We start from the raw sequence: 26,092 nt of genomic DNA, 5'->3' as shown, positions 1-26,092 counted from the left end.
AGAACATATAAGGAACGGCGGAAAGGTCCGGTGCCGATGCGCGCTCGAAACCCGCTCTACATCATGGCCAAGCCCCCGCCCGCACAGCAGGCCCGGATCACTGCGCTCCCGCGCAACGATCCGTCGCGCGGCCCGCACCTCCTCCACGTCACGCTCGCGGCGCTGTTCGACCTCCACTACGCCCCGCCCGAGTGGCTGCCGCAGGTCATCGCCGCGCTCGACAGCTTCGACGGCCCGGCCTTCCCGCTCGCCTTCGACCGGATCGAGAACCGCAAGGCCGTCACCCTGCGCACCCGCGATCCGCTCGCCCGGGCCCGCGCCTTCCAGGCTGCCTTGATCCGCCACCTGATCGAGCACAAGGCGCCGCTCACCCTCGGCACCACGCCCGAGCCGCACGTCACCATCAACTACGCCGGCGACCGGCTGCGCACGCAGACGATGGCGCCGATCGGCTGGACCGTGGATGAGATCATCCTGATGGAAAGCGTGGTCGGCAAGACCACCCATGTCGAGCATGGCCGCTGGCCGCTGCGCCCGCGCGATGAGGGCGGCTAGAGCCCCTTGCGCCCGAACACCGGCCGCCCGCCGATCCCGCGCGGCGGCCTCGCGGGCGGCGCCGGCGGCAGCGGGGCGCTCCCCTTCGCGCGCACCTCGAACCGCCCGCCGATTCCCTCGGCTAGCGCGCGCTTCTCGCGCCATTCGTTGACCAGGTCCATCTTCGCCTCGTCGTCCTCGGGCATCAGCGACAGCGGCGGGGCGCGGTCGTCGATCACGCGCTCGCGCGGGACATAGTCGTCGGCGACGAAGCCGAACGCCTTGTGCAGCAGCGGCTTCAGCACGAAGATCGGCACATCGCCTTCTTCCGCCGGCAGATGCGTCACGCGGTAGGACAGGCTTCCGTCCTCCGGCCCGAACGTGTCGCCGTCCGGGATGACATAGCCGTTCTTCACCAGCGCAATGCGCAGGAAGGCGAGGATCGTCTCGTAATTGGCGGCCCAGGGCAGCGTGCTCGGCTCGATGCGGATCTCGCGCCCCACGAAGTGCCGCGCGCCGAAGGTGCGGATGCCGACCTTCCCCGCGGCCGCATCGCCGAACAGGAAGGGATGGATGTGCAGCGGCCCCGGCGGCGGCGCGCCCGCATAGGCGTCGAACTTCTCGCCGGGGATCAGCTGGTCGCTCTGTACCCAGTGCACCGCCTGCGCCGGGACGTGGTCGAGCGCGATGCGCGAGGCCAGCGCCGCGATCTCCAGCCGCCGCACGAACTGCGGCAGCGACGCGCCCTCCATCGGCCGGCCGATCGTGGCCATCAGCCGCGTCAGCTCGGGCGAATTGCCCAGCACGCCGTGCGACACGTTGATCAGGATGTGCGCGCGGTTGCGCATCAGCCGCTCGCGAATGTCGGGGCAGAGGATGCCGGTGACCGCCGAGGTCAGCGACGGCCGAAACACCTCCATATTGGCCGGATGATCGAGATACTCGAAGGTGAGCATCAGCTCGTCGCCGCCGAACAGGCGGTAGAACGCGCCCGGCTTGGCTTCGGGCACGTTGAACTGCGCGCCCGATCGCATGCCCTCGACCCGCATGAACTCGCGCACGATGTGCTCGAGATCGTCGACGCGCCGGTCGAACAACAGCGCCGTCTGGATATCGTTCGGAAACTGCATCGCCGCCTTCCCGGTCACCGGATGGCGCAGGTTTAGCCGGACTGCCTTGTGGAGTGATTAATGCGCTGGCCGTTCCGCCGGAATCAGCCGGCCGCTATTTCCACCGCCGCAATCGGCCGCTTCCATCGCCAGATCAGCAGCAACAGCCCGGTGATGATGAACAGTGCAAAGCCCGACAATGCCCATGCGTTGACATACCATTGCTCGCCCCAGCTGAACTCGCCCTTCATGATCCTGGCCCAGCCGCGGAAATGCTGCGTCGCCCCGACCGAGAGGCCGAACACCGCGAGGACCGCTGAGAGGTAGCGCACCAGCCAGTGCGCTGGATCGGGCAACAGCAACAGCAGCCCGAGCAGCCCGATCACGGTGCGCTGCACGCGGCAATAGGGGCAGGCATAGACCAGCCCGGTCAGGTCGATCGTCCAGGTCGCCGCGGCGAGCGCGATCGCCGCCAGCCCCACCCCGCGGCGGTGGCGCAGCAGCATATCGGGCAGATCGTTGAACATCGCGCTTTCTCCCCTGCCGTGCTGCGGACGACCTCGTCTGCCAGTGACACAATGTCTCATCATGATATGCAAGGGGAAAGCGGCATCTCTATGCTTTCGCACCCCATATCCGCCGCGCTACGGCAATCGCGGTCCCGCTCCGTCGTCCGGTCCCTGCAGGAGAGCAACGCCATGACCTATGCCAAGGACGCCACCCCGCCTTACTATCACGGCACCCGTGCCGATCTGCGCCCCGGCGACCTGCTCACCCCAGGCTTCGATTCGAACTACCGCGCGCAGAAGCTGTCCTGGATCTACTTCTCGTCCACCCTCGACGCCGCGATCTGGGGCTGCGAGCTGGCGAAAGGCGAGGGGCGCGAGCGCATCTACATCGTCGAGCCGAACGGCGCGTTCGAGGACGACCCCAACCTCACCGACCAGAAATTCCCCGGCAACCCGACCAAATCCTATCGCTCGCGCGATCCGCTGCGCATCGTCGGTGAGGTCGAACGGTGGGAAGGCCATTCGCCCGAGCAGCTTCAGGCGATGAAGGATGGCCTTGCCCGCCTCGCCGCCGAAGGTCGCGACCACATCATCGATTGATCCCCATGCCCCATCTCGCCCATGTTGCCCTCGTCGTTCGCGACTATGAAGAAGCGCTTGCCTTCTATGTCGGCAAGCTGGGGTTCGAGCTGGTCGAGGATTCATGCCAGCCCGAGCAGGACAAGAGGTGGGTGACGATTCGCCCGCCCGGCGCATCGGGCGACGCCGCCACCATCCTTCTTGCGCGCGCCGCGACGGCGGAGCAGCAGCTCGTCGTCGGCGATCAGGCGGGCGGGCGCGTCTTCCTGTTCCTCGCCACCGACGATTTCGACCGCGATTTCACTGCCTACACCGCCGCCGGGGTCGAATGGGCGCGCCCGCCCGCGGTCCAGCCCTATGGCAAGGTCGCGGTGTTCCTCGATCTCTACGGCAACCGCTGGGACCTGATCGAGTTCGCCCCCGGCCACCCCGGCGCGGCCTGATTCGGCCGCGCGCCTGGCGGCCCAGCGCCGGGCACAGCGCGCGCACTTCGATCGCTGATCGAGCAGCAGCGCGAAATGTTGCAGCGCGTGCGCGCCGGCGAGCAGCTCGGGATAGCGGTAGGCCACGCGCACCCCGCGCTAGCGCGGATCGGCCAGTTGGCCCGCATCCCTCCGCCCGCTCGTGCGTTGTCGCGGCATGATCCGTAAGCTCAAATCCGGCTACCGCATCTATTCGCGCAACAAGGACCCGAAGACCGGCCGGCGCCGCAATCTCGGGACCTTCGCCACGCGCGAAGCGGCGCAGAAGCACGAACGCGAAATCCAGTATTTCAAGCATCACTGACGGGCGCCTGCCATCGAGTCCGATTCGTCGCCCGGAAATCCCTGCATCCGCGTCAGCTTCTTCAGCCTGCACGCCGCCCTTGTCCGCCGTGCGCAGCTTTGCCAGACCGGTGGCATGACCCCCTCCTTCGCGATGATCGACGATTTCCTCGCCAACCCGCTCGAGCTGCGGCGCCGGGCGCTGGCGCTCGGTTATGACGGCAAGGATTCAGGCGCGAACTTCCCCGGCATCACCTCCGCCCGCCCGCTGCCGATCCCGGGCCTCGACGAAGCGGTATCGCGCGTCGCGGGGATGAAGCTCGCCGGCGCCCCTGGCACGCTCCACGGCCATTGCCGCCTCACCCTGCGCGGCGATCGGGGGCAGAGCGGCGTGCATTGCGATCCCGCGGCCTGGTCGGGGATCCTCTATCTCAGCCTGCCTGAGCATTGCCGCGGCGGCACCGATTTCTACCGCCATCGCCGCACCGGACTGGAGCGCGTTCCGGCCACGCTCGACGGCGTCGTCGCCGCAGGCTATCCGACCGGCGATGCGCTGGTGGCGGACGTGATCAACCGCGACACGCTGAAGCCTTCGGCGTGGGAGAGGAGCTTCACCGCCCCGATGCGCTTCAACCGGCTGATCCTGTTCAGCCCGTGGATGTTCCACAACAGCGCCGCGGGCTTCGGCACCGGGCCGGACGACGGCCGGCTCGTCTATCTCATGTTCTTCGCGCGCGCATGACCGAGCCGCTCTCCCTTGCCGGGCTCGCCGAGGCGCCGGTCACGCCGGACCAGAGCGCGCCCGATGTCCGCCATCCGCCCTTCATCTTCATCGCGATGGCGGCGCTGGCGGGGGCGGTGCTGGTGCTCGCGATCCTCGGCCGCACGATCGCCGGGGGAGACCGTTTCGCGTTCGACAGCGGCATCATGCTGTGGCTGCGGCAGGCGGGAAATCCGGCCGTTCCGGCGGGGCCGTTATGGCTCAAGCAGGCGATGATCGACGTCACGGCGCTGGGCGGCGAGACGGTGCTCACCCTTGCCGCCGCGCTCACCATCGGCTTCCTCGCCGCGAGCCGCCACCTGCTCGCCGCCGCGCTCGTCTTCGCGGGCACCGTCACCGGCTCGATCGCGGTCGCGCTGGCCAAGAATCTGGTGGGGCGCGAGCGCCCGGCGCTGGTCGATCATCTGGTCGAGGTCGGCTCGGCGAGCTTCCCCAGCGGCCATGCCGCCAACAGCGCGATCATCTATCTGACGGTCGCGCTGGTCAGCATGCAGGTGATCCCGCACCGCGCCGCGCGCTGGTTCCTGCTCGCCGCCACGCTGCTGCTGGTCGCCGCGATCGGGGTGAGCCGCGTCTATCTCGGCGTCCACTGGCCCAGCGACGTGCTGGCGGGCTGGAGCTTCGGCACGCTCTGGGCGCTGGCCTGGTGGGCGCTGGGCAGCTGGCTGCGGACGGGGGCACAGATCAAGGGAGAGGGTGCATGAGCTACAGGATCGCAGCGATGCTTCTTGCCGGCCTCGCTGTTTCGGCGACCGGCCTCTACGCTGCCACCGCGCAGCAGACCGCGCCCTCAATGCCGAACGGGGCGTGCGGGCCGGGCACGATGCCGGGGCCCGGCGGCGGCTGCATCCATATCCCGCAGCAGCAGGGGCCGTCGGCCGCCCCGCGCGGCCGCCAGCTGCCCGCGGTCTCCAATCCGCAGATCCGCATGTCGCCGCGGATCGAGATGCCGCCGCTCTATGGCATCCACGTCACCGACAGCGGCAAGACCGCGCTCTACTCCGCGAACAAATTCTACACCGCCGCCGATGCCGAGCGCGCCGCGCTGGGGCATTGCGAGAGGCAGACGGGCAATAAATGCGTGTCGATCGGCACCTTTGCCGATTCCTGCCAGGCGATCGCCATCGCGCCCGGCAAGCAGGTCTATAAGGGAATCGGCAACACCCCGCGCCTCGCCGCGCGCGCGGCACTCGGGTCGTGCATCAAGGGCCATCCCGCTGCCGGCCAGTGCAGCCTGTGGCGCATCCCCTTGTGCAGCGGCTATCTCTATGGGGACGATGTCTTCCACGCCGGCGCGAGCAACCTGCCTTCGGACGAGGAGGTCGATCAGGTCAAGGCGCGCCTCACCGCCGAGGTGATCGCCGATCTGCGCGGCGGAAAATAGCCGTACGGGGCCGGGTCAGTGCGCCCAGCGCTCGCCCAGCACCTCGGCTTTGCCGTTCTGCCAGCGCACCTCCATCGCGGGCTCGTCCTTGCGGCCGGGCGCGAACAGCTCGTAGATCGTCGCGCCGCTGTCGACCTGGCGGCTCTCGATCACCCGCTCGGGGACGAAGGCGTCCTTCTTCGCCGCGGCGGCGGCGCGCACCTGCGCGGGCGCGGCGGCCCAGTCGATGTCGCGCTGCACCTCCACCGCGGTCAGCTTGCCGTCGGGACCCTGCAGCACGTCGATCTCGACGTCGCTGCCGTCGGGCCGAGCGCCCTCGACGTCGTAATAGATGCGTCCCTCGCGCTCCTTGCGCTCGGCCTCGGCGATCGTCATCCCCGGCACCGTGGCTTCGGCCAGCGCGGCGAGCCCGGCAGGTAGCTCGGCCTGCGTGACATTGCTGATCACCGTCTCGGGCCCCGCGGCGAGCACGCCATTGTCGGCGGTGGCGGCAGCATTGTCCGCCGTTTCGGCGCCCGGCGAGCAGGCTCCGATCGCGGCAGCGAGGATCAGGGCGGGGACGGCGCGGCGCATGGTTGCTCTCCTCTTGGTAACCGGTGTCCATCCTGCGCCGGACGCGGCGGCAGCGCAACCTTCGCGGCGGCGAAACGCTTCACTGGCGAGGGAGAATGGCCATGTTCGTCGCCGCCTATTGGTGGAAGGTGCATCCGGGCAAGGAGGAGCAGTTTCGCGCTGCCTGGCGCCGCGGCACCGCGCTCATCCAGGCGAAATACGGCTCACTCGGCTCGCGGCTGCACCGCGACGATCAGGGGCGCTTCATCGGTGTCGCCGAATGGCCCGACCGCTCGACCTGGCAGGCCGCCTTCGATGCCAAGATGGTCTATGACGATCCCGAGACCCGCGCTGCCTTCATTGACGCGATCGCCGATACCGCACACGGGCCGCTGCTGCTCATGGAGGTCACCGACGACCTGCTCGACCGCGCAGGTTAGCTCAGCTGTGCGCGACCGCCGATCGCACGAAGGGATCGATCGCCGCGCGCTGCTCGGCGCGCTTCCACGCTTTCTCGTGGAAGAAGAAGGCGAGGGCATTGATGCACGGCTCGATCAGTGCGATGCCGCCGGCCAGCGTCAGGGAGCCGGTGAAGGCATAGGCCACCGTGAAGCCCACGGTGAGATGCACCGCGAGATAGGTCAGCGTTTTCAGCAGGTCGCGTGGCATGGGCGGCTCCTCTTCGTATCGGAACCGCCCATCTAGTGCGTCAGTGGATCGATCTGTAACGCGAAGATACGGCTTGAGTAATCGCGCTGGTCGATCAATCGCGCCTCAGCGCTTGTTCTCCAGGCGCGCATCGTCGGCATCGTCGATCGCGTCGGCCTTGGCCTCGCCCGCGTCCTCGACATTGTCGGCCTGCGCCTCGAGCGAATCCTCGAGCGTCTCGTTGGTGGTGTTGTCGGCGAGGTCCTCCAGCGCGTCGGCCTGGTTCTCCGCCGCAGCCTCGACATTCTGCGCGGCCTTGTCGTCGGCATTCCCGCCGCATGCGGCCAGCGCCACTAGACCGGCGCCCGCGATCGTCGCCTTCAGAATGGATTTCATGCGATTACGCCTCCTGTTGGTTGCAAGAGGCAAGAATGAACGGGCGGGACAGGGGTTCCATCCCCGCCACCGTTCAGGCCGCGGCGCGCAGCTCCAGCCGTTCCCAGATCTCCGCCAGTGCCTTGGTCAGTTCGCGCATCATCGCCTCGTCATGCGACGGGCCAGGGGTGAAGCGCAGCCGCTCGGTGCCGCGCGGCACGGTCGGATAGTTGATCGGCTGGACGTAGACGCCATATTCGGCGAGCAGGATGTCGCTGATCCGCTTGGCCTTGACCGGATCGCCCACCATCAGCGGCACGATATGGGTCGCGGTGTCCATCACCGGCAGCCCGGCGTCGGCGAACATCGCCTTGAGCTGCGCGGCGGCGGCCTGTTGCCCGTCGCGCTCCGCGCTCGATCCCTTGAGGTGACGCACCGACGCCAGCGCGCCCGCGACCAGCACCGGCGACAGCGACGTGGTGAAGATGAAGCCCGGCGCGTAAGAGCGGATCACGTCGATGATCGTCTGGTCCGCGGCGATATAGCCACCCATCACGCCGAACGCCTTGCCCAGCGTGCCTTCGATGATCGTCAGCCGCGACGCGGCCTCGTCGCGCTCCGAAATCCCGCCGCCGCGCGGGCCATACATGCCGACGGCATGGACCTCGTCGAGATAGGTGAGCGCATTGTACTTGTCGGCCAGGTCGCAGATCGCGTGGATCGGCGCGACGTCGCCGTCCATCGAATAGACGCTCTCGAACGCGATCAGCTTGGGCGCCGCGGGGTCGTCGGCCGCGAGAAGCTCCTCGAGATGCGCGAGGTCGTTGTGCCGCCAGACGCGCTTCTCGCAGCCCGAATTGCGGATGCCTGCGATCATCGAGGCGTGGTTCAATTCGTCCGAATAGACGATGCAGCCGGGCAGCACCTTGGCGAGCGTCGAGAGCGTCGCCTCGTTCGAGACATAGCCGCTGGTGAACAGCAGCGCGCCCTGCTTGCCGTGCAGGTCGGCAAGCTCGGCCTCCAGATCGACATGGTAATGGGTGTTGCCGCCGATGTTGCGCGTGCCGCCGGAGCCGGCGCCGACATCGTGCAGCGCCTCCTCCATCGCCGCGATCACCTTGGGATGCTGGCCCATCGCGAGATAGTCGTTCGAGCACCATACGGTGATCGGCTTCGGCCCGTTATGGCCGTGGAAGCAGCGCGCATTGGGGAACATGCCCTTGTTGCGCAGGATATCGATGAACACGCGATAGCGCCCTTCGGCGTGCAGCCGGTCGATCGCCTGGGTGAAGACGCGCGAATAATCCACGGCGCGCGGAGTCGTATCGGTGCTCATGGCCGGCCCCGATAGCGGTTTCGCGAGGCGAAGGCCAGCACGGCGCAGCGCGATTGTTTGCATAAGCGTGATCGAGGCGATCGAATCCGCGTCATCCTATCCTCGATCAGGACTCGAAGAGCGTTTCATGCTATGAGGATAGCACCGCAGAACCGGGACTCCGAGCATTTCTGCGGCTGAGAGACCATCGCACTCCCGCTTGGATCGAGGGAGACGGACATGGAACGCAACGACTACGCCTATTTCAGGCAGCGCGAGGCTGACGAGCGCGCCTCGGCCGAGCGCGCGCAGGACCAGACTGCGCGGTGCGCGCATCTCGACATGGCCGAGCGCTATGCCGAGCGGGTGCGCGCGATGGCGCCGTCGGCGACGCCCGAGGCAGCCTAGCCGATTCGCGACCAGGGGCTGGCGTCGCGCACGTCCAGCCGGCACACGCCGGTCAGCCCGTGCGCGGCGATATAGCGGCGCACCCGGGCATCGTAATCGGACTTGAGCGGATCGGCGAACACCCAGTCGCGCGGCTGGAAGGTCGAGTAACCGCCCAGCGCCGGAACACGCCATAGCTGGGCGAGCAGCATCGAATCGACATTGTGGAGGTATTTCCCCGCATTCTCCGATCGCTGGTAGATCGGGCTGCTGGGATTGGTCGCGGGCACTTCAGCGGTACGCGTCGTGACGGCGTAGAAGGCGGCGCAATCCGCTGGCGGCGGTGCGATGGCGAGCAGGTCGGCGCGCTGACGCATCCGGCTCAGCTCGGCGACCGGCATGAGGTTGATCTGCTCCGCCAGCAGGAAGCCGATCAGCGCGGCTGCACCGATCCGGTTGCGGGCGAGGAGGTCCGCAAGCCGGTGCCGGAACGCGCCCGCCGTGACGAGAAGTACGGGCAGGATCAGGACCAGCTGGTAGCGGACGACGACTCGAATGCCGCTCGCCCCCGGCACCAGATAATGGACCGCGATCCAGGGCGAGATCACCCACAGCTTGAGTGTCAGCAGCCAGGTGACCACGACGGTCCAGGCGAAGGTGCGCGACGCGGCGTCGTCGCCGGCGACGGCGCGTCCACGCAGCGTCCGCCAGGCGGCGATGACGAACAGCGTGAACAGCGCGAAGGCGAACCCCGTCTGATGCTCGCCCCTGAACAAGCGATTGGCGACGCGCGGATCCGGCCCATAGATCAGCGGCGCGATCGCATCGAGCTGGGTGAAGGCCCACCCCCAGATCAGATTGCCTGGCCCCAGATTGACCGGATCGATCGGGCTGGTGAGATAGCTGATCATGTAATCGTGCCCGCCGGTCTCGCCGACCTTGGGCAGGTAGACGAGCAGGAACGGGATGACGGCGAGGCCGAAGGCCGCGACTCCCCAGATCAGTGTCGTCAGATATGGGCGCAACAGGGCTGTGAGCCTGGCGGGCCGCCAGTCGCCCGTCCGCACCAGCCAGCACAGCACGAACATGCAGCCGAACCAGATCGCGAACCATGCGGTGTAGAATGCCGTCAGCAGCCACGCGCCGGTCAGCAGGCAGAGGCCGCCCGCGGCAAGCCGCGCGCGCCACTGCCGCCCAGCGGTCTCGGCCCGGAAGGCCGCGATCGCGAGGATCATCGCCAGCGGGAACAGCGCGATCGTCTGGAGTTGGGCATGAACCGCCTGTAGCGCCATGCCGTTGGCGATGGTGAAGAGCGTGGCGACCAGCAATGCGACCGGCGCCTGCCATCCCAGCGTCCGCTGCACCAGCCACAGGCATGCGAAGAAGCCGATGGTCTTGAAGGTCGCCGCGTTCAGCGTGTCCGACAGAAACGGGTCGAACCAGATCCGCCAGAGGGAATAGACGAGGCCGTAGAGGAAATAGCCGTCATTATAGCCGAGCGTGCCGGGGTGCGGGTGGAAGTAGATGGGCGCGTTCCACACCGCATGGCCGGTGAGGACGTTGCGCCAATGCTCGAGCAGGCTGATCTCGATGATCGCGTCGGCGCGGTCGCCGAACCCGAGGTCGAAACCGCTCCATATCGGCTCGCGCAAAGCGATCAGCATCGCCGCCAGCCAGACCAGCAGCGCCCAGGGCCATTCGCTGCGGCCAGACGTACGGGCGGTCAAAGTGCCTCGATCCGTTCCAGCCCATAGCTGGCGAGCGCGGGCGCGAGCCGGTACGCGTCATCGTCGAGGCGGGTGAACGCGGCGATGCCGGGCGACGGCGCGTCGGGCCAGTCCTGATCCCGGGTCAGATGCGCGATTCGCCGCGCGATGCCGGGGCCGCCATCGACGAAGGCAACGGGATGCGGGGCGGCGGCGGCCAGCTCCGCCTCGACCAGCGGGAAATGGGTGCAGGCGTTGACGATCACGTCGATTCGCTCGCCCCGGGGCTGGGCGAACAGCCCGTCGAGCACGGCGCGGAAGCGCGCGGGATCGGTCACTGCGCCGTGCAGCTTCGCCTCGGCAAGCTCGACCAGCTCGGCGCTGCCATGGCGAATGACGGTGCAATCGGTCGCGAACCGCGTGGCGAGATCGTCGACATAGGGCTGGCGCACCGTCGCCTCGGTGCCAAGCACGCCGATCACCCGGGTCCTGGATAGGGCGGCGGCAGGCTTGATCGCGGGAACGGTGCCGACGATCGGAACGTCGAGCGCCGCGCGGACATGCGCGAGTGCGATGGTCGAGGCGGTGTTGCAGGCGATCACGATCAGCCGCGGGCGGTAACGCTCGGCGAGCCGCCCGAGCAGCGCCGGCACGCGTGCGGCGATCTCCGCCTCGCTCTTCGTGCCGTAAGGAAAGCCCGCGCTGTCCGCGGCGTAGACCAAGGGCGCGTGAGGCAGAAGCGCACGGGCGGGCGCAAGCACCGAAAGGCCGCCCACGCCCGAGTCGAAGAAGAGAAGGGGCCGCAGGTCGGCCATATGCGCGATCGCCTGATTCAGATTGTTGCGCCCGCTTATCGAAGGACCTAGCTTCGACGCAAGCAAGGGGACGCACGCTGACGACCGAAATTCTCTGGGGAACGCCGACCTTGGCGCTGCTGCTGGGCTATCTGCTCGGCTCGATCCCGTTCGGGGTGCTGCTGACGCGCGCCGCGGGCGCGGGCGACCTGCGCACGATCGGATCCGGGAACATCGGCGCGACGAACGTGCTGCGCACCGGCCGCAAGGGGCTGGCGGCGGCGACCTTGCTGCTCGACCTGCTCAAGGGCGCGGCGGCGGTGTGGATCGCCCAGGCGCTGTGGCCGGGCAATGGCGTGGTCGCGGCTGCGGGCGCATTCTTCGGTCATTGCTATCCGGTTTGGCTCAAGTTCAGGGGCGGCAAGGGCGTCGCGACGCTGATGGGCATCGTCCTCGCGCTGCACTGGCCCTCGGGCGCGGTATATGCTGCGGTCTGGATCGGATTGCTGGCCGGGCTCCGCATCTCCTCGGTCGCGGGGATGCTCGCGGCAATCAGCGCGCCGGTGAGCGCCGCCTGGTTCGGGCGCTTCGATATCGTGCCGTTGCTGCTCGGCCTCGCGCTGGTGGTGCTGTGGAAGCATCGCGAGAATATCGAGCGGCTGCTCGCCGGGACCGAACCGCGTATCGGGCGAAAGAATGGGTGAAGGCGAGCGCGACGTCGCCCGCCTCCGGCTGATCCGCTCGCCGCGCATCGGCCCGGTCACCTACCGCCAGCTGCTCGCCCGCTTCGGCAGTGCCGAGGCGGCGCTCGACGCACTGCCGGCGCTCGCGCTGCGGGGCGGCGGGAGCGCGCCCGCGATCGCCGATGCCGGCGCGGCGCGGCGCGAGATGGCGGTGGCGGCGAAGCTGGGCGCCCGGCATCTGTTTCTGGGCGATCCAGCCTATCCGCCGCTGCTCGCCGAGCTGGAGACGGCGCCGCCGGCGCTGATCGTGCGCGGCGACGTTGATCTCGCGCACCGGTCCTGCGTCGCAATGGTCGGCGCGCGCAACGCTTCGGCCGCGGCGTGCCGCTTTGCCCGCCAGCTCGCGCAAGGCCTGGCAGAGGCCGGAGCGACGGTGGTCTCGGGCCTGGCACGCGGGATCGACACCGCGGTGCACCAGGGATCGATCGGCGGTGGAACGGTGGGGGTGATCGCGAGCGGGATCGACATCGCCTTCCCGCCCGAGAATCGCGACCTGCAGGAGCGGGTGGCGGTCGAAGGCCTGCTGATCGCCGAGCAGCCGCCAGGCGCCGAGCCGCTTGCGCGCCATTTCCCGTCGCGCAACCGCATCATCGCCGGGCTTGCGCAAGGGACGGTGGTGGTCGAAGCGGCGCCGCGCTCGGGCTCGCTGATCACCGCGCGCATCGCCGCCGAGGCGGGGCGCGAGGTGATGGCGGTGCCCGGCTCGCCGCTCGACCCGCGCGCGCAAGGCTGCAACCTGCTGATCCGCGAGGGCGCGACCCTGGTGCAGACGATCGAGGATATTCTCGAGGCGATCCGCCCGATCGATGCGCGGGCGGTGCGCGCGCCGGCCGGCAGCTATGAAAGCGAGCCAGCGGCCGAGCCGGACGATGCCCAACGCCGCCGAATCGAGGGGTTGCTGGGTCCGGTGCCGGTGCCGGTCGACGAGCTGATCCGTCAGGCGGGATTGCCGCCGGCATCGGTGCAGCTGGTGCTGCTGGAACTCGAGCTGGCCGGCCGGCTGGAGCGGCACGCGGGCGGACGGATCAGCCTTGGCTGAGGCGGGAGCGGTGCGGCTCGATCTTGCCGCGATCCTCGCGGGCGCGTCGATGCTGATCGGCGCCCACCCCGTTGCTTTCGCGGCGGCGGCGATTCCCTATGTCGCACTCGGCACCTGGTGGGACATGCAGGAGTGGACGGCCTGGGAGGAGTGGCTGTTGACGAGCATCGCCTTCGCGGTGCTCGGCGGGCTGCTCCAGTACCTTCTCCTGCAGCGCGCGCTGATGCCTGCGCGGAGCGGTGGGCGCCGGCTGCTCGTGCCGCTGGTTGCGGTGATCGTCCACGTCCTCGCCTGGGGCGCCGGGAGCGCCGCGTCGCTGCTGCTCCTCGTCCCCGGTTTCTACCTTGCCGGGCGATTGTCCGCTGCGGCGGGTGTTGCGATCTCCGAGCGCGAGGGCGTGGTCATGAGCCTCGTCCTCAGCTGGCGGCGGACCCGGGCAAGCTGGTGGCCGCTGCTGCTGGTTCAGGCGATCCTCGTGGTGCCGCTGCTCTCCGCGCTCGGCCTCGCGCTGGTCGTGATCTACAATGAGTGGGGCACGGTGAACGTGGAGGACACCTCATTCGAGGTCGCGCTGATCAGCAATCTGTTGTTCGGTGCGGTTGCGGTAGCGACCTGGGCGGTGAACGGTGCCGCTTACCAGCTCACCGCGCCGGAGCTCCATCGCGACGAAGACATCTTCGCCTGATTCGCAGCTAGGCCGCACGCAGCCGGATATGCGCCGCGCGCAGCGCCATCGGGTAGAGGATCTCATTCTCGGCACGCACCCGGCGCTGGAGCGTATCGAGCAGTGTCCGCAGGCCGGCCGCGAAGCCGGAGCGATCGGCGGCGATCGCGCGTTCATCCCACGCAGCAGCGAAGGCGCTCCAGTCGTCAGCGAGCGAGGCGTAGGCGTTGATCGCTTCCTCCGCCATGATGCGCTGCCCGGAATCGTTGCCCGCAAGGAGCAAGGGGTAGATCTGCTTGTCCTCGATCGCGAGATGTGGGGTCAGCAGCGAATCGAGATGTCCGAGGCTCGCGGAAAGCGTTGCGGGCCCGGCGTCGCCCTCGACCTCCTGCATGATCGCCCGCACGGCCGCGAAGATTGCGCTATGGTCGTGCATGAGGTCCTGGAACGACAGCATCCGACCTTACCTAGCGTGGGAATCCGACCAGCGCGTGACCGGAATGGGTTAAGAAGCCGGGCACGGCATCCCCACGCTCCCTCTTGACGCCCGGCGGCCCGGCTTCCCATCCTCGCGCGTATACGCGAAGCCTTTATCGGAACCCCATGCAGCTCGTCATCGTCGAATCGCCTGCCAAGGCGAAAACCATCGAGAAGTATCTGGGCAAGGACTATCGGGTCCTCGCCTCCTATGGCCATGTCCGCGACCTGCCGCCCAAGGACGGGTCGGTGAAGCCGGACGAGGGCTTCGCGATGGATTGGGAGACCTATGCCGACAAGGCGAAGCAGCTGAAGGCGATCACCGACGAGGCAAAGAAGGCCGACCGGCTGATCCTCGCCACCGACCCCGATCGCGAGGGCGAGGCGATCAGCTGGCACGTCCAGGAACTGCTGGCGAAGAAGAAGGCGCTGCCTGCTGAGGTCGAGCGCGTCACCTTCAATGCGATCACCAAGCCTGCGATCCTCGAAGCGATGGCGCATCCGCGCCAGCTCGATACCGACCTGATCGACGCCTATCGTGCGCGCCGCGCGCTCGACTACCTCGTCGGCTTCACGCTTTCGCCGGTGCTGTGGCGCAAGCTCCCGGGCGCCAAGTCGGCGGGCCGCGTCCAGTCGGTCGCGTTGCGCCTGATCGTCGAGCGCGAGCGCGAGATCGAGCTGTTCAAAGCGCAGGAATATTGGAGCGTCACCGCGCATCTCGAGCATGACGGCACCGCATTCGACGCGCGGCTGGTGCGCTTCGAGGGCAGGAAGCTCGATCGGCTGTCGATCGGCGACGAACGCACGGCGAAGCGCGCCAAGGCCGCGGTCGAGCAGGGCCGCTTCACCGTCGCGTCGGTCGAGACCAAGCCGGCGATGCGCAACCCGCCGCCGCCCTTCACCACCTCGACTCTGCAGCAGGAGGCGGCGCGCAAGCTCGGCTTCTCGGCGAGCCACACGATGCGCATCGCGCAGGCGCTCTACGAGGACGGCGCGATCACCTATATGCGCACCGACGGCGTGCAGATGGACGCCAGCGCCATCGACGCGGCGCGCAAGGCGATCGTGAGCCGCTATCAGCCGAGCTACATCCCCGACAAGCCGCGCCAGTACCAGACCAAGGCCAAGAACGCGCAGGAAGCGCATGAGGCGATCCGCCCGACCGATTTCAGCCGCGACAAGGCCGGCGGCGGCGACCATGCCAAGCTCTACGAGCTGATCTGGAAGCGCGCCCTGGCGAGCCAGATGTCGTCGGCGCGGATGGAGCGCACCACGGTCGAGTTGGAGGAGCAGACCGGGCAGGACGCGCTGCGCGCTACCGGCCAGGTGGTGATCTTCCCCGGCTATCTCGCGCTCTACGAGGAGGGGCGTGATGACGAGGGTGATGAAGATTCACGCCGCCTTCCGGTGATCCGCCAGGGCGACACGCCGGCCAAGAAGGGTGTCGACGCCGAGCAGCATTTCACCCAGCCGCCGCCGCGCTTCTCCGAGGCCTCGCTGGTGAAAAGGATGGAGGAATTGGGCATCGGCCGTCCCTCGACCTACGCCTCGATCATCCAGGTGCTCAAGGACCGCGCCTATGTCCGCGTCGAGAAGAACCGCTTCTTCGCCGAGGAGAGCGGGCGGCTGCTGACCGCGTTCCTCGAGCGCTTCTTCGAGAAATACGTCAATTACGATTTCACCGCCGGGCTCGAGGAGGAGCTGGACGACGTATCGGGCGGCCGCGCCGGCTGGCAGGCGGTGCTCGACGCCTTCTGGAAGGATTTCCGCCCGCGCACCGACGAGGTGATGGAGCGCAAGCCGAGCGAGGTGACCGAAGCGCTCGACAAGTTCCTCGAACCCTATCTTTTCCCCGACAAGGGCGACGGCAGCGATCCGCGGCTGTGCCCGGCGTGCGGCGAGGGGCGTCTTGCGCTGCGCGGCGGCAAGTTCGGCGCGTTCGTCGCCTGCTCCAACTATCCGGAGTGCAAGTTCACCCGCCGCTTCGGCCAGCCGGGCGGGGAGAATGGCGGCGATGCAGGCCCGGAGGTGATCGGGCAGGATCCGGTGACGGGCGAGGACATCACGCGCCGCTCGGGGCGGTTCGGGCCGTATATCCAGCGCGGGGAGGGCAAGGAGGCGGCGCGCGCCTCGATCCCCAAGGATATTCCCGAATTCGATCTCGACTGGGCGGTGAAGCTGCTCAATCTGCCGCGTACGATCGGCGATCACCCCGAGACGGGCAAGCCGATCACCGCCTCGATCGGCCGCTACGGCCCCTATCTGGCGCATGACGGCAAATATGCGCGTCTGTCCTCGACCGCCGAGGTGTTCGAGACCGGCATGAACGCCGCGGTGGTCAAGCTTGCTGAGGCGGCGAATGGCGGCGGCCGCGCGCGCAGTGCCAGCCGCGAGCCAATCAAGGTCTTTGGCGCGCACCCGGTATCGGGCGCGGAGATCAAGCTGATGGAAGGGCGCTTCGGCCCCTATCTCACCGACGGCACGACCAATGCGACCCTGCCTAAATCGGTCGATCAGGCCGCGTTGACGCTCGACGAGGCGGTGCAGCTGATCGACGCCAAGGCAGCCGCCGGGCCGGTGAAGAAGAAGGGCCGCAAGGCGCCGGCCAAGAAGGCAGCGGTGAAGAAAGCGCCCGCAAAGAAGAAGTAGCTCAGGCCGCGCGCAGCGTGGTCATCTGAAGCCAGGAGCGGGCCTGCTTCTGCGCTTCGATGATCTCGCGCGCACTCATGTCCTCGGCCACTTCGGCGCGCATGTACGGCGCGTGGGCGCTACCCTTGAGCGCGGCGATGTTGAACCATTTGTGCGCCTCGATCAGGTTCACGTCGATGCCGGCCGCGCCGCTCGAATAGACCATGCCGAGCTCATAGGCCGCGTCGGCGTTTCCCCGCGCCGCATCGGCCAGCCGGCTGTCGATCAGGAACTGTGCGCTCTTAAGACTGTTGCCCATGATAATGCCCCACTTTTGATCTGCATCCTCATGGACGCAGCGTGCGGCATTCATGGTAACCAAAGCGTTAACGACGTTTACGCCGCCTCGACCGCGATGTTGTCGATCAGCCGCGTGCCGCCGATGCGGGCGGCGGCGAGCAGTCGGCGCGGCTTTCCAGCGACGGGCGCACCCAGCGTTTCGGCATCCGCCAGCTCGACATAGTCGACCTCGAATCCGGCCGCTTCGAGCGATGCGCGAGCGGCGGCGAGCGCGGTTTCCGGGTCGTCGCCCTTCTCGATCGCCTTCGCCGCGACGCCCAGCGCGCGCGGCAGCGCGACCGCTGCGGCGCGATCCTCGGGCATGAGGTAGACATTGCGCGACGACAAGGCGAGGCCGTCATCGTCGCGCTGAGTCGGCACGCCGCGCACATCGATGTCGAAATCGAGATCGGCGACCATCCTGCGGATCACCGCAAGCTGCTGGAAATCCTTCTCGCCGAACAATGCGATGTCGGGCTTCACCTGGTTGAACAATTTGGCGACCACCGTCGCAACCCCGTCGAAATGCCCGGGCCGGGCGGCGCCGTCGAGCGGCGCGCTCACACCCGAGACGGCGATGTTGGTCGAATGACCTTCCGGATACATGACCTCGACGGGAGGCAGCCACAGCAAGTCTATCCCGGCATCGTTCAGCAATCGCGAGTCGGCCTGCTCCTTGCGCGGATATTTGGCGAGATCCTCGTTCGGCCCGAACTGCTTGGGATTGACGAAGATCGATACGACGACGCGGTCGGCGGCCAGCTTCGCCTCCGCCACCAGCGCCATATGCCCGGCGTGCAGCGCGCCCATCGTCGGCACGAACGCGATCCGCTCGCCGGCAGCACGGAATCCCGAAATGGCATCGCGAAGTTCGGGGAGCTGACGGACGGTTTGCACGCGCATGAGGCCTTGGATATGGACGGAAGCGCGGCCTTCTATGGGGGGTGGGCCCGGGGATCAATCAAGGAAGTTAATCGGTGGGTGAAGCGTCGAACCCGTTGCATGTCATCGTCTTCGCCAACGAGAAGGGCGGGACCGGCAAGTCCACGACCGCCGTCCACACTGCGATTGCGCTGGCGGCGCGGGGCGCGCGGGTCGGCTGCCTCGATCTCGATCATCGCCAGCGGACGCTGGGCCGCTATCTCGACAACCGCCGCGAATCGATCAAGCGCACCGGCCGCGAGCTGCCGATGCCGCGCTACGAGACGCATGACGGCGAGAGCAACGAGCTGTTCTCCGAGGCGCTGGAGCGGCTCGGCACGGACAGCGATTTCCTGATCATCGACACGCCGGGGCGCGACGACAAGTTCGGGCGGATCGCGATCACCAATGCCGACACGCTGGTGACGCCGATGAACGACAGCTTCGTCGACTTCGACCTGATCGGCCACGTCGATCCCGACACGTTCAAGGTCGTCCGCCCCAGCTTCTATTCGGAGCTGATTTGGGATTCGCGCAAGCGCCGCGCCAAGGCGGATGGCGCGACCATCGACTGGGTCGTCCTGCGCAACCGCATGCAGCATATCGAGGCGCGCAACATGAAGCGCGTGTCCGAGGCGATCGATCAGCTTGCCAAGCGCGTCGGCTTCCGCGTCATTCCGGGCCTGTCCGAACGCGTCATCTATCGCGAGCTGTTCCCCAAGGGGCTGACGATGCTCGATGCGCGCGAGTTCGGGCAGATGGGGCTGGCGCACGTCGCCGCGCGGCAGGAGCTGCGCGAGATGATGGCAGGGCTGGCGTTGCCCGAGACCGCCAGCACCATTCCGGTGTTCGCCTGAGGCCGCGGCGGTGATCTGGAAGCTTCTCGTCGCGGTCATGATCGGCTGGCTCGGCTGGCGGATGTGGCATGGCTGGGGGCGTCCGCTTCCCGGCACGCCACGGCCGGCACCCGTGGCCACGCCGCCCGCCGGGCCGGACGCCGATGCACGCGCCGTGCTGGGGGTGGGGCCGGATGCGGGTCCGGAGGAGATCCGCGCCGCGCACCGCAGGCTGATCGCCAGCGTCCATCCCGACCGTGGCGGCTCGCCCGAGCTGACGCGTCAGGTGAATGCTGCACGGGATGCGCTACTCCGCAAAACTGGCGATTGAACTTTCCGCACGGTTCGCGAATTGGGCGGTTACCGAATCACCGGGAGGCTTCATGACGCATCGTTTCGATCCGACCTCGCTTCGCGAGTATGATATCCGCGGCATCGTCGGAAAGACGCTGGGGCCGGATGACGCGCGCGCGATCGGGCGCGGCTTCGCCACCCTGTTGCGGCGGGCGGGCGGGCATCGCGTGGCGGTGGGCCGCGACGGTCGCGTATCCTCGCCCGTGCTCGAAGCGGCGCTGGTCGAGGGACTCACGGCGTCGGGCTGCGACGTGGTGCGGGTTGGAATGGGACCGACGCCGATGCTCTACTATGCCGAAGCGATCCTAGAGGTAGATGGCGGCATCCAGATAACCGGCAGCCACAATCCCGGCGATTACAACGGCTTCAAGATGGTGTTTCAGCACCGTCCCTTTTTCGGCCAGGACATCCAGGAGATCGGCCGGCTCGCCGCGGCGGGCGACTGGGAGGACGGCGAAGGGACCATCGGCGACGCCGACATCCTCGACGACTATGTCGGGCGCCTGTTCGCGGGCTATGCGGGCGGCACCTTCCGGATCGGCTGGGACACCGGCAACGGCGCCGCCGGCCCGGTGATCGAGAAGCTGGTCAAGCTCCTGCCGGGTGAGCATCACACGCTCTTCACCGATGTGGACGGCAATTTTCCGAACCATCACCCCGATCCCACCGAAGAGAAGAATCTGGCTGACCTGCGGCGGCTGGTCGCGGAGAAGAATCTCGATTTCGGACTGGCCTTCGACGGCGACGGCGACCGGATCGGCGCGATCGACGGCGAAGGCCGCGTGATCTGGGGCGATCAGCTTCTGTCCATTCTGGCCGAACCTGTCCTCAGAAAGGCGCCCGGCGCGACGATCATCGCGGACGTGAAGGCGTCGCAGATGCTGTTCGACCGAGTCGCCGAGCTCGGCGGCCAGCCGCTGATGTGGAAGACCGGTCACTCTCTGGTGAAGACCAAGATGAAGGAAACCCATTCGCCGCTCGCCGGCGAGATGAGCGGGCATATCTTCTTCGCGCAGGACTATTACGGCTTCGACGATGCGCAATATGCCGCGGTCCAGCTGATCAACGCCGTCCACCTGATCGGCAAGTCGCTGACCGAGATCCGCGGCAACATGCCCGCCTTCGTCAACACGCCCGAAATGCGCTTCCATGTCGACGAGAGCCGCAAGTTCGCCGTGATCGACGAGGTGCTGGAGCGGCTCAAGGCGGCGGGCGCCGACGTCAACGACACTGACGGCGCGCGGGTCAACACCCCCGATGGCTGGTGGCTGCTGCGCGCATCGAACACGCAGGATGTGCTGGTCGCGCGCGCCGAGGCGCGCAGCCAGGAAGCGCTTGATCGCCTGCTCGCGCAGATCGATGCGCAGCTCGAGGCGAGCGGGCTCAAGCGCGGGCCGCAGGCCGCACATTGATAGCGGAGCAGTGATGTAAGGGCTGGTCGAATCGCAACCGTACCCCCACATGGGGGCATGGCTCCACCGCCCCAGATCATCCGCGTCATCGATCTTGAGACCACCGGCGAGAAACCGCCGGCGCACGCCGTGTGCGAGATTGGCTGGCAGGACGTCGCGCTCGGTGCCGACGGGCGCTGGGAGTTGTACGGGGAGGGCAGCAGCCGGATGGTCAATCCCGGCCGCCCGATTCCGCCGCTCACCATGGCGATCCATCATATCCGCGATGAGGATGTCGCGGACGCGCCCTGGTGGCACGATGTCGCCCGCCCCATCCTCGATCCGTGGCCGCGCCGCGTGGCGCTGGCGGCCCATCGCGCGAGCTTCGAGGAACAGTTCTGCACGCCTGCGCTCACCCGCGGCGCGGACTGGATCTGCACCTACAAATGCGCGTTACGGTTGTGGAGCGACAGCCCTGGCTTCTCGAACCAGTTCCTGCGCTATTACCGCATGCCGGAGGGGTTGGAGCACGAGCGCGGCCTGCCCGCGCACCGCGCCTTTCCCGACGCCTATGTGACTGCGCACCACCTGCGCGACATGCTCAACCAAGCTAGCGTAGCGCAGTTGATCGAATGGTCGAAGCTGCCCGGCCTGCTGCCGCGCGTCCGCTATGGCCCTGACCGCGGCAAGGAATGGAGCGAGATCGACGACGATTCGCTCGACACCTTCCTTCAGGATCGCGATCCCGACATCCGCTACACCGCCGAAGTCGAGCTCGAGCGGCGCCGCGGGCACGGTCGCGTGGTGCAGCCGGAGCGGCAACCGGTCCTATTCTGACGTGGGGCTGGACGCGGCGGCGTTGTTTATTAGTATGACTATATGTTCAGATCCGCCGTTTCCGCGTCGATCGCGCTTGCGCTGACCTTGCCCTTGCCCGCTGCGATGGCATCCCTGCAACAGGCAGAGGCGCCTTCGCCGGTGTTGAACAGCGGCTTCACCTTCACCACCGCGCCCTATCCGCAGGTGCATGCCTCGACGATCGTCGAGACCCGCGCGGGGACGATCCTCGCTGCGTGGTTCGGCGGGACCAGGGAGCGCAATCCGGACGTCGAGATTTATGTCGCGCGGTTTTCCGGCGGCGCGTGGCAACCAGCGGTCAGCGTCGCAACCGGGGTCCAGCCGAACGGCAGCCGGCTGCCGACGTGGAACCCGGTTCTGTTCCAGCCAAGGAATGGCCCACTCACACTGTTCTACAAGGTAGGCCCCAGCCCGCAGACGTGGTGGGGGATGGTGATGACCTCGGCCGATGACGGACGCACCTGGAGCAGGCCGCGCCGCCTGCCGCACGGTATCCTCGGCCCGATCAAGAACAAGCCGGTCGAGCTTCCCGATGGCAGCTGGCTTTCTCCCTCGAGCACCGAGAAGGAGGGGAATCGCTGGTCGCTTCACTTCGAGCGCAGCAGCGACGGCGGCAAGAGCTGGCGGGCGAGCGCACTGGTGGAATCGCCCGAGGGGATCGATGCCATTCAGCCGAGCATCCTGTTCCACAGGGATGGGCAGCTGCAGGCGGTTGCCCGCACCCGCGAGGGGGTGCTGGCATCGAGCTGGTCGAAGGACCAGGGCAGGAGCTGGTCGCCGCTCTCGGCGATCGACCTGCCCAACCCGAATTCGGGAACCGACGCAGTCACGCTCGCCGATGGCCGGCAGCTCATCGTCTATAACCACAGCGCACACAGCCATGCGCGTGCGGGCAAGGGCCTGCGTTATCCGATCAACGTCGCGATCTCCGACGATGGCGTCGCCTGGCGCAAGGTGCTGACACTGGAGAGCAAGCCGCTGGGGGCGGGCTATGCCTATCCCGCAGTGATCCAGGCGCGCGACGGGCGAGTCCACATCACCTACACTTGGGATCGCAAGCGGATCCGTCACATTGTGCTCGATCCGGCACGGTTGCCGAAAGCGGATTGGGCGGACAAGGATGCCGTGACCGGCGGCTGAGAGGGCAGTCTCAGCGACCGGCCACGGCGACAAGTGATCAGTATTCGATTCGCGTCGCCTTGATCTGACGCTTGGCGAGATAGGTCTGGACGCTCTCGGTGCCGGCCAGATGTCCCGCGCCTACAGCGACGAACACCACGCCCGGCTTATCGAGCCGCGTCTCGATCCACTCGGCCCAGCGCGCATTGCGGTCGGCGAGCAGCACCTTGCCCACCTGCGGAGCGGCCTTGAGACCCTCGTTCATCACCGCGGCGAGTCCATCGGCATCGCCCGCGCCCCATTCGGCGACCATCTTGTCCAGCATCGGTCCGGCTTCGGGCAGCTTATCGACCGTCTCGATCAGGAACGCGATCTGCGACTCCTCGGAAAGGGAATCGAAGAAGCCGAACTGCTGCTCCATCGTCTCGAGACCGGAGATCGGCTTGTTCGCCGCCTTGGCCGCAGTGTTGAGCGCTTCCTCGACACCGCTCTTGGGATCATAGCCCTGCCGGATCACCGACAGCATTGAAATCTGGACCGCGGCCAGCCACGGATCGAAGCGGTCGACCGACGCCTGCGGCAGGCCGAGATCGGCGACCGCCTTGGCGAACGCCGCGCGCTTATCGGCGGGCAGCTTCTCGGTCAGGGTGGGGCCGGTCGCGTTGAAGCCGTATTTCATGACCAGCGGCGCCGCCGCCGCGGGATCGGGCATCATCCCGATTTCGGTGACCAGCTCGCTGCTCTCGTCGAACGCCTTCCTCACTGCCTCGTCGAACCAGGACAGGCCGGGACGCAGGATGTGAATCGTGCCGAACAGATAGATGGTCGTGTCCTCGTCCTTGACCACCCAAAGCGCAGGATCCACGTCCCTGGTCTCGACGGCCGCCGGTGCGGGTGCGGGAGCCTGCTGGGCGAGCGCGCCGGGCGCGGCGAAGAGGAGCGCGAGCGCAGAGCCCGTACGCAGGAACATATTGGTCATTCACGCCTCCAGTTGATTCGGATTCAAAAATCGGTTCAGGGCCGCAGCTTCTTGTAGCCATAGGCCAGCAGCATCACGGCCATCGTCGCCACGAAGATCGTCTGATGCTGCGGTTCGGGCACCAACCCGCCGCGCCACCAGATGTACCAGCTGGCGTAACCGCCGATGTAGACGTTGAGGGCAACGGCGCAGGCCCATTGGTTGTCGCGCCGGTCGAGCTCGTCGGTCGCGAGATTGTAGCGCCAGCCGCCATAGCCCAGCGCACCGAGCAGGATCACCGAAGCGACGATCGCCCAGCCGGCGGGGATCCCCTCCATGAACCCGCCGCCGTCCACCTCGAACATCGCGGAGAAGAAGCCGAGCACCGCACCCGCCCCCATCAATCCGGCGATGATCAGTTGCAGCCGCTGCTTGCGCGCTTTCGCCGCGGCAAGACCGTCGCGCGATTCAGGCCGCATTGCCGTCCTCATCCTCGAAAATCTCCTCGATCGGCATGCCGAACAACCGCGCGATGCGAAAGGCGAGCGGGAGCGAGGGATCGTACTTCCCCGTCTCGATCGCGTTCACCGCCTGACGCGACACGCCCAGATGGCCGCCAAGCTCCGCCTGGCTCCAATTGCGTTCCGCGCGCAGCACTCGCAGCCTGTTCTGCATTCCGTGTCAGTTACCCGTGACGATATGTCAGCGATAGTTGACTATGTGTCATGTGTCGATGACGTATGTCAAGTACCCCTGACATGCGGGATCACAGTGACGATCGTCGAGACGAGCGTTCCGATGCAAAGCTGATAGGGGAAGGCGAGACCCGCCGGTCCCAGGACGAACGGCTGGAGCGCGAGCACCGTCAAGAAGCCGGCGATCAGTCCCGCGATCACTGATCCGCTGGTGCCGCGCTTCGTGAACACCGCGACAAAGTAGACGCCGAGCAGTCCGGCATAGGCGAACACCATCACCTGCAGCGCGAATTCGAGCAGCGGCATGTCGGTGTGACGCTGCCAATAGAAGCTCAGCACCGCCATCGCGAACATGGCGAATCCCACGATTGCCATTCCCCAGCGTCCTGCGTGGACATAGTGTTTGGGGCTGGCCGCTCCGCGCCGTTCGCGCCACGGTTTGTAGAAGTCGCTGATCATCACCGAGGACATTGCGTTGAGCGCCGAGTTGGTGGTGGCGACGGCGGCCGCGGTGACGCCGATCGTGACCAGCCCGCGCAGCCCCGGCGGCACTTGCGTGAGGATGTAATGAACGAAGACCGTGATCTTCTCGCCTGCAAAGCTCGTTGCCGCTTGATTATCCGCGCTCATCAGGTCGGGGCGGTTGTAGAAGACGTAGAGCAAGAGGCCGATCGTCACGAACATCGCGATCAGCGGAACGCTGGCGAGCTGGGAATAGATGAGGCCGCGCGCGCCAGTCTTCGCGTCTGGGCTGGCGAGCAGGCGCTGGGTCGTGTCCTGATCGAGTCCCGCATTGGCGGTGTTGAGCAGGAACAGCCCGGTGAAGATCGCGAGCACGGTGAACGGCTTGGAGAGGTCAGTGGAGAAATCGAGCAGGCGCAGCTTGTTCACTCCCTCGGGCGTCATGCGCAGCGCCTCGATCAGCTCGGCGTTGGTGGCGGGGATGGACAGGCGCAGGAAGACCAGCACTGCCAGCGCCGATCCGGTGTAGATGACGAACTGGATGAGATCGTTCCAGATTACTGACTTGAGCCCGCCATGGAAGGTGAAGAGGAAGCTGACCAGCATCACAGCGGCGGCCGATAGGATGATCGCCTGCGCATCGATGCTGCCGAATGCGACCATCGCGATCGCGATCGCGGCGAGATAGACGCGCGCGCCGCCCGCCAGCACGCGGCCGACCAGGAACATGCCCCCCGCCCAATGTTTTGCTCGTGCATCGAACCGGGCCTCGAGCAATTCGTACACCGTCGTCGCGCGCATCGCGTAGAAGCGCGGGATCAGCACATGCGCGACGAAGAACGCCGCCAGCACCGGTGCGAGCACGGCGCCGAGATAGCTGTAGTCGCCGCGATAGCCCTGGTCCGGCGCGCCGAGGAAGGTCGCCGCCGACTGCGTCGCGGATAGCACGGACACCGCCGCCAGCCACGCCGGCACGGTTCGCCCGGCAAGAAAGTAATCCCGTGCGTCGTCGGCCTCGAAGCGCGAGAACAGCCAGCCGCCGATCAGCAGCACCAGCACGTAAAGCCCGACCACCAGCCAGTCGAGCGGAGCAAATTGCGGAGTCATCGCGAGTTTGTAGCAGAGCCGCGTCCGCCGTCATCCGCGATTGTGCCGGAACGACTCCCGCGCT

Annotated in this window: 33 protein-coding genes; 18 read left to right on the top strand and 15 right to left on the bottom strand. The window is 67.3% G+C overall.

The genetic code is table 11. From position 1 onward, the window contains the following. Positions 1–36 precede the first annotated feature (36 nt). Positions 37–555, top strand: coding sequence for a 2'-5' RNA ligase family protein (locus VGD28_RS01545; protein WP_331026568.1), 519 nt, complete (start codon positions 37–39; stop codon positions 553–555). Here the strand turns inward: VGD28_RS01545 and VGD28_RS01540 are convergent. After that, entirely contained in the window at positions 552–1,664 is a 1,113-nt protein-coding gene (locus VGD28_RS01540) for a hypothetical protein (protein WP_331026567.1), read from the bottom strand. The genes VGD28_RS01545 and VGD28_RS01540 overlap by 4 nt on opposite strands. An 83-nt stretch (positions 1,665–1,747) precedes the next feature. Next, the gene (locus tag VGD28_RS01535; protein WP_331026566.1) at positions 1,748–2,170 is read right to left on the bottom strand and encodes a hypothetical protein; all 423 of its coding nucleotides are present in this window, start codon (positions 2,168–2,170) and stop codon (positions 1,748–1,750) included. A 171-nt stretch (positions 2,171–2,341) separates the two neighbouring features. Between VGD28_RS01535 and arr the strand changes: the two genes are divergently transcribed. The 6 genes from arr (at position 2,342) to VGD28_RS01505 (ending at position 5,660) form a co-directional block, all read left to right on the top strand. Beyond that, positions 2,342–2,752, top strand: coding sequence for an NAD(+)--rifampin ADP-ribosyltransferase (gene arr, locus VGD28_RS01530; protein ID WP_331026565.1), 411 nt, complete (start codon positions 2,342–2,344; stop codon positions 2,750–2,752). Positions 2,753–2,757: 5 nt separating this feature from the next. Continuing rightward, positions 2,758–3,174: a VOC family protein gene (locus VGD28_RS01525; RefSeq protein WP_331026564.1), complete on the top strand. Its 417-nt coding sequence runs from the start codon at positions 2,758–2,760 to the stop codon at positions 3,172–3,174. Positions 3,175–3,370: 196 nt separating this feature from the next. Continuing rightward, positions 3,371–3,517, top strand: a complete 147-nt coding sequence (locus VGD28_RS01520) for a hypothetical protein (RefSeq protein WP_331026563.1) — start codon at positions 3,371–3,373, stop codon at positions 3,515–3,517. A 114-nt stretch (positions 3,518–3,631) separates the two neighbouring features. Continuing rightward, the gene (locus VGD28_RS01515; RefSeq protein ID WP_331026562.1) at positions 3,632–4,237 is read left to right on the top strand and encodes a DUF6445 family protein; all 606 of its coding nucleotides are present in this window, start codon (positions 3,632–3,634) and stop codon (positions 4,235–4,237) included. Beyond that, positions 4,234–4,980, top strand: a complete 747-nt coding sequence (locus VGD28_RS01510; protein ID WP_331026561.1) for a phosphatase PAP2 family protein — start codon at positions 4,234–4,236, stop codon at positions 4,978–4,980. Before VGD28_RS01515 ends, VGD28_RS01510 begins: the two co-directional genes overlap by 4 nt. Beyond that, entirely contained in the window at positions 4,977–5,660 is a 684-nt protein-coding gene (locus VGD28_RS01505) for a DUF4189 domain-containing protein (RefSeq protein ID WP_331026560.1), read from the top strand. Before VGD28_RS01510 ends, VGD28_RS01505 begins: the two co-directional genes overlap by 4 nt. A 15-nt stretch (positions 5,661–5,675) precedes the next feature. On the opposite strand, the gene VGD28_RS01500 is transcribed toward VGD28_RS01505, so the two are convergent. Further along, entirely contained in the window at positions 5,676–6,233 is a 558-nt protein-coding gene (locus VGD28_RS01500; RefSeq protein WP_331026559.1) for a hypothetical protein, read from the bottom strand. Between the two features lie 101 nt (positions 6,234–6,334). Here VGD28_RS01500 and VGD28_RS01495 point away from each other — a divergent pair, with 101 nt between their 5' ends. Further along, a complete protein-coding gene (locus VGD28_RS01495) occupies positions 6,335–6,652 on the top strand; it encodes an antibiotic biosynthesis monooxygenase family protein (RefSeq protein WP_331026604.1) in 318 nt (105 codons plus the stop codon). Position 6,653: 1 nt separating this feature from the next. On the opposite strand, the gene VGD28_RS01490 is transcribed toward VGD28_RS01495, so the two are convergent. The 3 genes from VGD28_RS01490 to hemA form a co-directional block, all read right to left on the bottom strand. Then, positions 6,654–6,881, bottom strand: coding sequence for a DUF2061 domain-containing protein (locus tag VGD28_RS01490; protein WP_331026558.1), 228 nt, complete (start codon positions 6,879–6,881; stop codon positions 6,654–6,656). A 105-nt stretch (positions 6,882–6,986) separates the two neighbouring features. Then, positions 6,987–7,256, bottom strand: coding sequence for a hypothetical protein (locus tag VGD28_RS01485; RefSeq protein WP_331026557.1), 270 nt, complete (start codon positions 7,254–7,256; stop codon positions 6,987–6,989). Positions 7,257–7,329: 73 nt separating this feature from the next. Beyond that, positions 7,330–8,571: a 5-aminolevulinate synthase gene (hemA, locus tag VGD28_RS01480; RefSeq protein WP_331026556.1), complete on the bottom strand. Its 1,242-nt coding sequence runs from the start codon at positions 8,569–8,571 to the stop codon at positions 7,330–7,332. A gap of 219 nt (positions 8,572–8,790) precedes the next feature. Here hemA and VGD28_RS01475 point away from each other — a divergent pair, with 219 nt between their 5' ends. Beyond that, positions 8,791–8,958, top strand: a complete 168-nt coding sequence (locus VGD28_RS01475; protein WP_331026555.1) for a hypothetical protein — start codon at positions 8,791–8,793, stop codon at positions 8,956–8,958. Here VGD28_RS01475 and VGD28_RS01470 read toward each other — a convergent pair. Further along, positions 8,955–10,664: a hypothetical protein gene (locus VGD28_RS01470; protein WP_331026554.1), complete on the bottom strand. Its 1,710-nt coding sequence runs from the start codon at positions 10,662–10,664 to the stop codon at positions 8,955–8,957. The genes VGD28_RS01475 and VGD28_RS01470 overlap by 4 nt on opposite strands. Beyond that, a complete protein-coding gene (murI, locus tag VGD28_RS01465) occupies positions 10,661–11,458 on the bottom strand; it encodes a glutamate racemase (protein ID WP_331026553.1) in 798 nt (265 codons plus the stop codon). The genes VGD28_RS01470 and murI overlap by 4 nt, the downstream gene beginning before the upstream one ends. Positions 11,459–11,574: 116 nt before the next feature. Here murI and plsY point away from each other — a divergent pair, with 116 nt between their 5' ends. Genes plsY through VGD28_RS01450 form a run of 3 tightly spaced genes read left to right on the top strand, consistent with a single transcriptional unit; the run spans position 11,575 to position 13,904 of the window. Beyond that, positions 11,575–12,141 (top strand): glycerol-3-phosphate 1-O-acyltransferase PlsY, encoded by a 567-nt coding sequence (gene plsY / locus VGD28_RS01460; RefSeq protein ID WP_414714451.1) that lies wholly within the window; start codon positions 11,575–11,577, stop codon positions 12,139–12,141. Next, complete coding sequence (dprA, locus tag VGD28_RS01455) at positions 12,134–13,219, top strand: DNA-processing protein DprA (RefSeq protein WP_331026552.1); 1,086 nt, start codon at positions 12,134–12,136, stop codon at positions 13,217–13,219. The genes plsY and dprA overlap by 8 nt, the downstream gene beginning before the upstream one ends. Beyond that, the gene (locus VGD28_RS01450) at positions 13,212–13,904 is read left to right on the top strand and encodes a hypothetical protein (protein ID WP_331026551.1); all 693 of its coding nucleotides are present in this window, start codon (positions 13,212–13,214) and stop codon (positions 13,902–13,904) included. The genes dprA and VGD28_RS01450 overlap by 8 nt, the downstream gene beginning before the upstream one ends. Before the next feature lie 7 nt (positions 13,905–13,911). On the opposite strand, the gene VGD28_RS01445 is transcribed toward VGD28_RS01450, so the two are convergent. Beyond that, positions 13,912–14,340, bottom strand: coding sequence for a hemerythrin domain-containing protein (locus VGD28_RS01445; RefSeq protein ID WP_331026550.1), 429 nt, complete (start codon positions 14,338–14,340; stop codon positions 13,912–13,914). Between the two features lie 146 nt (positions 14,341–14,486). Between VGD28_RS01445 and topA the strand changes: the two genes are divergently transcribed. Next, positions 14,487–17,009 carry a type I DNA topoisomerase gene (gene topA, locus VGD28_RS01440; RefSeq protein WP_331026549.1) on the top strand — a complete coding sequence of 841 codons (2,523 nt, stop codon included), beginning with the start codon at positions 14,487–14,489 and terminating at the stop codon, positions 17,007–17,009. Position 17,010: 1 nt separating this feature from the next. Here the strand turns inward: topA and VGD28_RS01435 are convergent, their stop codons facing one another. Then, the gene (locus VGD28_RS01435; protein WP_331026548.1) at positions 17,011–17,307 is read right to left on the bottom strand and encodes a hypothetical protein; all 297 of its coding nucleotides are present in this window, start codon (positions 17,305–17,307) and stop codon (positions 17,011–17,013) included. Between the two features lie 77 nt (positions 17,308–17,384). Next, a complete protein-coding gene (panC, locus tag VGD28_RS01430; RefSeq protein ID WP_331026602.1) occupies positions 17,385–18,224 on the bottom strand; it encodes a pantoate--beta-alanine ligase in 840 nt (279 codons plus the stop codon). 80 nt (positions 18,225–18,304) lie between these two features. Here panC and VGD28_RS01425 point away from each other — a divergent pair, with 80 nt between their 5' ends. The 5 genes from VGD28_RS01425 to VGD28_RS01405 all read left to right on the top strand — a co-directional run bounded on the left by VGD28_RS01425 (position 18,305) and on the right by VGD28_RS01405 (position 22,827). Further along, complete coding sequence (locus VGD28_RS01425; protein ID WP_331026547.1) at positions 18,305–19,105, top strand: division plane positioning ATPase MipZ; 801 nt, start codon at positions 18,305–18,307, stop codon at positions 19,103–19,105. A gap of 10 nt (positions 19,106–19,115) precedes the next feature. After that, positions 19,116–19,415, top strand: a complete 300-nt coding sequence (locus VGD28_RS01420) for a J domain-containing protein (protein WP_414714449.1) — start codon at positions 19,116–19,118, stop codon at positions 19,413–19,415. A 52-nt stretch (positions 19,416–19,467) separates the two neighbouring features. Further along, positions 19,468–20,850 carry a phosphoglucomutase/phosphomannomutase PgmG gene (gene pgmG, locus VGD28_RS01415; RefSeq protein WP_331026546.1) on the top strand — a complete coding sequence of 461 codons (1,383 nt, stop codon included), beginning with the start codon at positions 19,468–19,470 and terminating at the stop codon, positions 20,848–20,850. A 57-nt stretch (positions 20,851–20,907) separates the two neighbouring features. Then, positions 20,908–21,666, top strand: a complete 759-nt coding sequence (locus VGD28_RS01410; RefSeq protein WP_331026545.1) for an exonuclease domain-containing protein — start codon at positions 20,908–20,910, stop codon at positions 21,664–21,666. Positions 21,667–21,771: 105 nt separating this feature from the next. Further along, positions 21,772–22,827: a sialidase family protein gene (locus VGD28_RS01405; RefSeq protein WP_331026544.1), complete on the top strand. Its 1,056-nt coding sequence runs from the start codon at positions 21,772–21,774 to the stop codon at positions 22,825–22,827. A gap of 37 nt (positions 22,828–22,864) precedes the next feature. Here VGD28_RS01405 and VGD28_RS01400 read toward each other — a convergent pair whose 3' ends face one another. From VGD28_RS01400 to VGD28_RS01385, 4 genes are all read right to left on the bottom strand, one after another. Then, a complete protein-coding gene (locus VGD28_RS01400) occupies positions 22,865–23,785 on the bottom strand; it encodes a TraB/GumN family protein (protein ID WP_331026543.1) in 921 nt (306 codons plus the stop codon). A 35-nt stretch (positions 23,786–23,820) separates the two neighbouring features. Continuing rightward, positions 23,821–24,243 (bottom strand): hypothetical protein, encoded by a 423-nt coding sequence (locus VGD28_RS01395; RefSeq protein WP_331026542.1) that lies wholly within the window; start codon positions 24,241–24,243, stop codon positions 23,821–23,823. Continuing rightward, positions 24,233–24,439, bottom strand: coding sequence for a helix-turn-helix transcriptional regulator (locus tag VGD28_RS01390; protein ID WP_331026541.1), 207 nt, complete (start codon positions 24,437–24,439; stop codon positions 24,233–24,235). The genes VGD28_RS01395 and VGD28_RS01390 overlap by 11 nt, the downstream gene beginning before the upstream one ends. A 68-nt stretch (positions 24,440–24,507) precedes the next feature. Then, positions 24,508–26,028: a sodium:solute symporter family transporter gene (locus VGD28_RS01385; protein WP_331026540.1), complete on the bottom strand. Its 1,521-nt coding sequence runs from the start codon at positions 26,026–26,028 to the stop codon at positions 24,508–24,510. Between the last annotated feature and the right edge of the window lie 64 nt (positions 26,029–26,092).

This window comes from Sphingomonas sp. (assembly GCF_036402235.1).
Taxonomy (GTDB): Bacteria; Pseudomonadota; Alphaproteobacteria; order Sphingomonadales; family Sphingomonadaceae; genus Sphingomonas.
The sequence above is the reverse complement of the archived record's forward strand: the minus strand, read 5'-3'. Positions and strand labels throughout refer to the sequence as shown.